Here is a 7,437-nt window from a genome sequence, read left to right on the forward strand (position 1 = left end):
AACAGCATGCAGGCGATTGTAAAACGCACCTCATTCCATTATCTGACAGCGTTGATTTTATTTTCAGTCTACGGCATTCAGGTCTGTCCTTTCCTCGACTCCCTGTCCACTGAGCAACTGCTTATCCCTATTCTGGTTGCCTTCGGCGCTCAGGGAATGATCCGCATCACGCTGGAAAAACGGCTGAAGCAGCAACCGTACAAGCAGCAGGTTAAAAGTCAGTTCAAATTAGACCTTTCGTTGTTCCTGATTTTCGGGACGCTACTGGGGCTGTATAACTGGCTAATGCATGGTTTTCCGCTGGAAAGCGGCGGCAAAGTGATCGTTGGGATGACGGTACTCGGCTACCTGATCGCCTGTGAACTGGCACTGTTTCGTGAGTTCAAACTGGCTCAGAAGCTGAGCAATTCGGATCAGCAACTCACACCCGATGATAACCCTTATCCACTGACGCAGAAATTTATCTGGTTTGCAGCTATCTGTGCGGTCGCTGTGATAGGCGTCGTTTTCCTGGTCATCAATAAAGACTTGGAGTGGCTCGTTCATACCGGCGACAGCATTCCGCTGAAAACTTCCCAACGTTATATTCTGGGTGAAATAGTGTTTGTCATCGGCATTATGATGCTTTACATCCTGGCGATTATCATCGGCTATTCTCGCAACCTGAAACTCTTTATCACCGCCGAAAATCATACGCTGGCACAAGTTTCCCGCGGTGAACTGGATGTTCAGGTACCCGTCACCAGTAATGATGAGTTTGGACTGATGGCCATGCATACCAACCAGATGATTAAGGCTTTGGCTGAACGTACCCGAGAACTGAGTATCACCCGAGACGCTAGTATTTTGGGGCTCGCCAGTCTGGCAGAAACCCGCGATAACGAAACCGGCGGCCATATCCTGCGTACGCAAAACTATGTCCGTGTACTGGCAGAGCACTTGAGTACCCAGGAGAAATATCGTGCAGAGCTTGATCCAGACACCATCGACCTGCTCCACAAGTCCGCCCCCTTACACGACGTCGGCAAAGTGGGTATTCCGGACAGTATTCTGCTGAAACCCGGCAAACTGACCGATGAAGAGTTCGAAATCATGAAAGGACACGCCCAGATCGGGGCCGATGCGCTGGAGGTGGCGGAAGCTCAGCTTGGCAGCAACTCCTTCCTGCAGATTGCGCGCGAAATCAGCCTGACCCATCACGAAAAGTGGAATGGCCGGGGTTATCCAAATGGACTCAAAGGGGAAGAGATCCCTATCTCAGGGCGCCTGATGGCATTGGCGGATGTCTATGATGCGCTCACTTCGAAGCGTGTGTATAAACCGGCATTTTCCCACGAAAAAGCCCGCTCGATAATTCTGGAAGGCAATGGCAGTCATTTTGACCCAGCGGTCATTGATGCGTTTTTAGCCATGGAGCAAACCTTTATCGATATAGCCGCAACCTATACTGATAAAGAATCGGCGGCGGCCTGATTGTTCAAACAGGCAGAGGAATGGGGAGCGGTGATGGATTCTCAATCGAACGGGGTTAATCGTCGCTACTTCCAGCTAAAATCTGAACATATTATGAGCAGTATCAATTATTGAATTGATTATTATCAACCGGCTGGATAATCCAACAATACGGGACTAAATTGACCGCCTGACACACCCAGCGCTCAATCACTACCCCCGGAATCAGGATGACTCTGCTTACTCGTGCGCCGCACAGCAATAGACGCTCACTCTTTATTGCTATCTGTATTTTCCTTCTACTGGATTTTGCGATCCTTGGCATTAATTTGCAGATTACCGAAGAGGTTGAGGCCGATGCGCTCGCAATCAACATCGCCGGCCGCCAGCGTATGTTGTCGCAACAACTCACCAAAACGTCACTGCAACTGCATCAGGCGGACAGCCTTCATCAGACCACTTACCGACAAGAATTTATCGAGGTGTATCGACTCTTTAGCGATACCCTGTTTGCATTTAAAACTGGTGGGCAGGTCACAGATACCCGGGATAAACTGGTTCCATTCATCGCCTTCGAAGACACCGAAGTGTTAAGCATTCTACAGACCACCGAACAAGCGTTGTCGGATCTGAAGCCTATGGCTGAGCGCTTTATTCAGGGAGATAACTCTCCGGAAACGGTTGCGGCCTTGAAATCGTCCCTCGAAGCCAATAATCGAGCAGTCCTCACACTGATGAATCAACTGACGACCCGGATCGAGGATATGTCGGGCGAGAAAACGTCACGTCTTAGACTGGCACAGTTTTTCACGTTCTTACTCGCGCTGTTTAACTTTGCACATATTATTCGTCTGTTCCGGAAAAGCAGCCAGCATTCAGGCCAGTTGATTAAGCGTCTATCTGAGCTTTTGGATAACACATCATCCTGCTTGTTGATTATCGATGACGATGGGCAGGTCTGTATGGCCAACGCCCTTTGCCGAGAGGCTTTCGGATACAGTCAACAGGACTTAACAACACTTAAACGCAATGCCATTTTCTACCCATCAGAGGATGGCTGGTTTGGGCGTCGCCAGAACGGCACCCGTTTTGCTATCGAGCTGCATGAAAAAGAGTTTAATCTGGATAATCGATTACTCTACTTAACCACTGTGATTGATATCAGCCATCATCGAGACAGGGAACGAGAGCTAGCTGATCTGGCCAATCACGATGCCCTTACCGGCCTTGTTAACCGACGTGTATTCTATGACCGGTTGGAGTTAGAGGTCGCACATACTGATCGTAATGGCAGGTCGCTGGCACTGTTTTTTATCGATCTGAATGGCTTTAAACCCATCAACGACACGTTTGGACATGAAGCAGGCGATACTCTGCTAATTACGATCGCAAACCGTCTAAAGAACAACCTTCGTATGACCGATACGATTGCCCGCTATGGAGGTGACGAATTTGTCATTATCGTGCCGGCTATTCGTGGTCCGCACGAATCCGACAGGATGATCCAGTGTTTGCAAAAAGTCATCGAGGAGCCAATTGATATCGGTGGGCAAACGGTTTCTATCAGCGCCAGCATCGGTATCACGCTATACCCTGAGCAATGTAGCTGTGCGGAGCAACTGCTTGCGACGGCAGATGCCGCCATGTATGAAGCAAAACAAGCGGGGCAATCCTATCGCTATGCGACCTCATCGGCTATAAACTCAGTGCAGCTATCTTCTCAATCATCAGATCAAGGTTTGGTAACCACGGACTAATTACCGAAATCCGCACCCCTCACATCTGGCACCACACCCGGAACCCAACTGGCCCTAATCGATCCTGAATGCAACTTCTATGTTAGTCAAACTGTTCCTCTAGTTAACACTTTGACTAATTTAATTACGTACCGGGATGTAGTAATGGACCAGAATCACAACCGAAGACTGTTTTACGCCCTGCCCCACTTCTCTTTTGCTGACAGATAGCCATTCCTGTCTGCAAACCTCGTAGAAAGCCGATGCCTTTTCATCGCTCACTACGGCCTGAACAACAAAAATAATAAACCGAAACCCGCCAGCTCAAAGAGTCTGTGCGGTTTCAGAAAAAGGCATACCCACTTTGAAAATTTCACATAAAGTCCCACTGGCGACCTCCGCCGTGATCATGATTGCGTTTTCCCTGTTCGCGTGGACCCAATACCACACCGTACAAAATGCGCTGTATGAACGTACCGAGAACCGTATCAATGAAGCCACGGTGGCTCTTTCACACCAAATCACCAACTGGCTGAATGGTAAACTGGCAATCATCGATATGATGTCGGAAACGATCGCCGACGACTTTAGTCAGGCGACTATTCAGAACACCATGAATCGGCCGCTTCTGCAGAAAGAGTTCATCCTGATTTTTGGCGGCCTGAATACCGATGGCAAACCGATATCTAACGATCAGGACTGGAATCCAGGTAAAAACTGGGATGCCCGCGAACGCCCTTGGTATGACCGCGCACGTAACCATAACCGAGCGATTCTGACAGACCCTTATGCCGATTCAGCCACCAACGACATTTTGATTTCAGCGGTCGCTGGCATTTACGACGGCCGTCAGTTTAAAGGGGCGTTTGGTGGCGATCTCAGCCTGAAAACCGTATCTGAGGCGGTCAACACCCTGAACTTCAACGATACGGGTTATGCTTTTCTGCTCAACTCCAAAGGGGACATCATCAGCCACCCCAATCCCAGCCTGAACGGAAAATCGATCAATGCATTATTTACCGGTAAACAGCCCCGTCTGAGTTCTGAGTTACAGGAGCTGGAGATAGGCGATAACACGGTAATGACCAGTTACCGCCGTCTGCGAGGATTATCCGGCAGCAACTGGATGATCGGTGTGGTATTGGAGAAGGAGAAAGTGATGGCAGAGGCCTACACCCTGAGCCAGAACGCTATCATGGGTGCTATCGTGAGTGCGATCGTAGCCTCCCTGGTGCTCTATATCATGATGGGGCAGCTGGTGCTCAACCCCGTTGCCAAACTGACCGTCATCGCTGACGGAATCAGCCGTGGCAAATTAGATGGCGATATCGATGGCACCGACCGCGAGGATGAAATAGGCGCGCTGGCAAAAGCGATCAAGCGAATGAATACCAGCCTGCATATTACAATCGAACGACTACGAGAAAGGTAACCTGCTATGTCACAGCATTATCTGCCTTTTAGCCAAGTCGTGGAGGAGATTAAACAACTGTGCCGAAAGCAAGTCAGCGGCAGTTTGTTTATCTCCACCGATTGTAATCGCTCTGCCCATGTCATCATCGAAAATGGTGACATCAATTACATCTATTACTTCAACAAACATGGCATCGAAGCACTGGATGCCATGTGTGATATCAGCAACGCGCGCCACCAGTTCCAAGAAGGCATGCTGACTGACCAACATACACCCTTACCCCCGACCCATGAGATCATCAAAACGCTGGCCGATATTGCACCTAAAGAGGTCTCCGAAGACGTTATACCCACGCCGGTCTTCGAGTGCAGTGATGCACAAAAAGCCATATTGGAAGACTGCCTGGCAGAATACATTGGTCCGGTGGCAGGGTTTATTTGTGAAGATACGCTGAACTCTGTACTAAACCTTGAAGCCGCACTGGATAAACTGGCTGCCGAAATTCCGGACGACACTGAGTCGCTTCACTTCAAAAAAGATGTGCTCAAAAAACTCGGCATTTAATCAGTACCATATGTGTCGTATACACACCGGGAAAAGCGGCTTGTCCGTATTCCCGGTATCCTGTACTTGCAGACTCACGCGCCCATACCCGTGCTCAGGATACACTATATCCGCGCGCCTTAATGACCAACAACATGGGCGAAAAGCCTAACCACGGCTATTCGATTGCACCAGTAATCCAACACCAAAACTCACCAGTACTGCACCCGCTCCTCGCTCTACCCAGTGTATTTTTCGGTTCAGCACGACTCTTACTCTCTGATGGCCAACCGCTCCCGCAACGAATAGATCCCATAGAAATACGGCTAAGACCATCCAAATACCACAAACTATCTGCTGTAGTAACGTCACATCCGGTCCCAAAATAACGGCCATTAAGCTCATATAGAACAGCGCATTTTTCGGATTGAGCAGTGCAGAGTTTATCCCCAGAAACAGCTGTTTCAATATCCCCGGCATTTGGTTTTGGTTTTGGTTTTCGTTTGAGTCCAGCGCTAACGCTTGTGGACGACTTCGTAACAGCTGCACACCTATCCACAACAGATAACCCGCCCCGATGGTTTCAATCACAGAAAAGATCTGAGGGTTGTCCCGGATTCCACTCCAGCCAAGAATCGCCACGGCGATATACACGGCATTTCCCAGCGCCACACCCAGACAGATAAAACGGCTGCCGCGAAGGTTATACCTGATCGCATTTCCTGCGATTAAAAAGAAGTCCGGCCCCGGACTCAGCAATGCGACAAAGTGAGCCAGTACAAGCGCAGGGAAAGCCGCTGGGATCAGATAATCCAATGAAGTCATATGTATCCTAAGCATCAGCCAAGTTTGGAAAACTAATACTCTATTGAGCCGATGCTAGGAAAGATTGTCGAAAATTGATCCGGATTGTTGATATTGCCGAGGGGTGGACGCCGTGTAACCCACAAATGCACGATGGAACTGGCTCTGATCCGCGAACCCCAAATCAGACGCGACATCTACGATACTGGAGCCAGAGCGCAGTAAAAGTTTGGCCTTTTCCACCCGCGCATTGCTCACGAAAGACTTAGGGGTAATTCCATAAGACTCTTTAAACGTCCGGATCACGGTTTCTCTCGCACAACCAAACTCTTCTGCCAAATCACCCAGAGAAGGAGGTTGGCTGAGATCAGTCATCAACTTTTGTTTAACCCGTACGCTCAGCTCATTCTGTCTGGACGGAACAAGCATTGGCGAACAGTGAGGAAGAAGCAATGTTAAGGCTAGCTGATCCAAGAGTTGAGCGGCATCCTTTACCTTTCCACCATGCAAGGTATCAACGAGCATCATAAAAAGACTCGATGCCGCAGAGTTCTGAATCACAATCTGATCACAACAAAAGTGAGTGACCGTTTTTCCGTATAACGGCGACAACTTTTCCCGGCACCACTGAGCGTTAATATAAAGCATATGATACGCTCTGGAGCCGCCATCAATCGGATTACAAGCATGAATCCTATCGGGTTCAATAATCACGAGGTCTCCCTCCTGTACAACCCGATCCTGACCGCCATACGTCAGACATGTGGTACCGGCAGTCAAACAACCAACAGAGAATTCCGTATGACTGTGAGCTTTGTAACCCTGGGTACTATGTCCAGTACTTCGCAGCTCCATCTGAGGTAAACCTGAGTGGCGGAAAAAGTACTGCTCTATATCTCTTACCGATTTCCCCAACCTCATTCGTTTTCCTACTTCAATAACGGTTTAATTCGGACATCATATTCTAAGTCAGCAGGACCATCTTGCTAGCCGTGCTCTTTCCCAGTAAAGTATCAGTTCTAAATACATCAAGAGAAGGGCTGACGTCCTCGCCAACCTGCCAACCTGGGCAAGGTGGTTTGCTGTTATTGCAGCGATGTGGTCGAACCGACAATAAATCAGGTCGCCCTCCAACGTCAGCTCTCATAACCTTATGGGAGCATCTCATGTTTGAAGCACATACTCTTAACGCCTTTGATTCCGAACTGATTCCGGCATCAACACCGCCAAGCAATCATACGTGTAGTCGTACCTATACCCGACAACATATACATAGCTTACGCCCACTGAAGATCTGGCTCGCCGAAGGTAAACGTAAGGATTCCAATCAATCCCTTAGCAACGTCTGGTTTATCTATATCGAATATCGAGACAACCGAGGAGATAACCGTTTTTTCTGCCTCGAACGATTACGGCAGGGACAAACGGTAGAACAACTGTTGAAGGAAGCGACTGCAACTGAACTGCAGGATCTGTTGGCATAAGCAG

Annotated in this window: 7 protein-coding genes and 1 riboswitch; of the genes, 5 read left to right on the forward strand and 2 right to left on the reverse strand. The window is 48.9% G+C overall.

Annotated elements, in window-relative coordinates; genetic code table 11:
* The 4 genes from ABYW01_RS09540 to ABYW01_RS09555 form a co-directional block, all read left to right on the forward strand.
* A partial coding sequence (locus tag ABYW01_RS09540) for an HD-GYP domain-containing protein (protein ID WP_372832333.1) occupies positions 1-1,473 on the forward strand: 1,473 nt, incomplete at its 5' end.
* Between the two features lie 209 nt (positions 1,474-1,682).
* A complete protein-coding gene (locus ABYW01_RS09545; RefSeq protein ID WP_372832334.1) occupies positions 1,683-3,209 on the forward strand; it encodes a diguanylate cyclase domain-containing protein in 1,527 nt (508 codons plus the stop codon).
* A gap of 343 nt (positions 3,210-3,552) precedes the next feature.
* Entirely contained in the window at positions 3,553-4,620 is a 1,068-nt protein-coding gene (locus tag ABYW01_RS09550) for a cache domain-containing protein (protein ID WP_372832336.1), read from the forward strand.
* A 6-nt stretch (positions 4,621-4,626) separates the two neighbouring features.
* On the forward strand, positions 4,627-5,166 hold the full coding sequence (locus ABYW01_RS09555; RefSeq protein WP_372832337.1) for a hypothetical protein: 540 nt from the start codon (positions 4,627-4,629) through the stop codon (positions 5,164-5,166).
* A gap of 147 nt (positions 5,167-5,313) precedes the next feature.
* Here the strand turns inward: ABYW01_RS09555 and ABYW01_RS09560 are convergent, their stop codons facing one another.
* Together ABYW01_RS09560 and ABYW01_RS09565 are read right to left on the reverse strand one after the other, a co-directional pair.
* Positions 5,314-5,970, reverse strand: coding sequence for a LysE family translocator (locus ABYW01_RS09560; protein ID WP_372832339.1), 657 nt, complete (start codon positions 5,968-5,970; stop codon positions 5,314-5,316).
* A 54-nt stretch (positions 5,971-6,024) separates the two neighbouring features.
* Complete coding sequence (locus ABYW01_RS09565) at positions 6,025-6,870, reverse strand: AraC family transcriptional regulator (protein ID WP_372832340.1); 846 nt, start codon at positions 6,868-6,870, stop codon at positions 6,025-6,027.
* A 99-nt stretch (positions 6,871-6,969) separates the two neighbouring features.
* A riboswitch (SAM-I-IV-variant riboswitch) is annotated at positions 6,970-7,077 on the forward strand.
* Positions 7,078-7,115: 38 nt separating this feature from the next.
* Between ABYW01_RS09565 and ABYW01_RS09570 the strand changes: the two genes are divergently transcribed.
* Entirely contained in the window at positions 7,116-7,433 is a 318-nt protein-coding gene (locus ABYW01_RS09570; RefSeq protein WP_372832341.1) for a hypothetical protein, read from the forward strand.
* Positions 7,434-7,437 lie beyond the last annotated feature (4 nt).

Origin of the sequence: Pontibacterium sp., assembly GCF_041587635.1 — a bacterium.
GTDB lineage: Bacteria > Pseudomonadota > Gammaproteobacteria > Pseudomonadales > Balneatricaceae > Pontibacterium.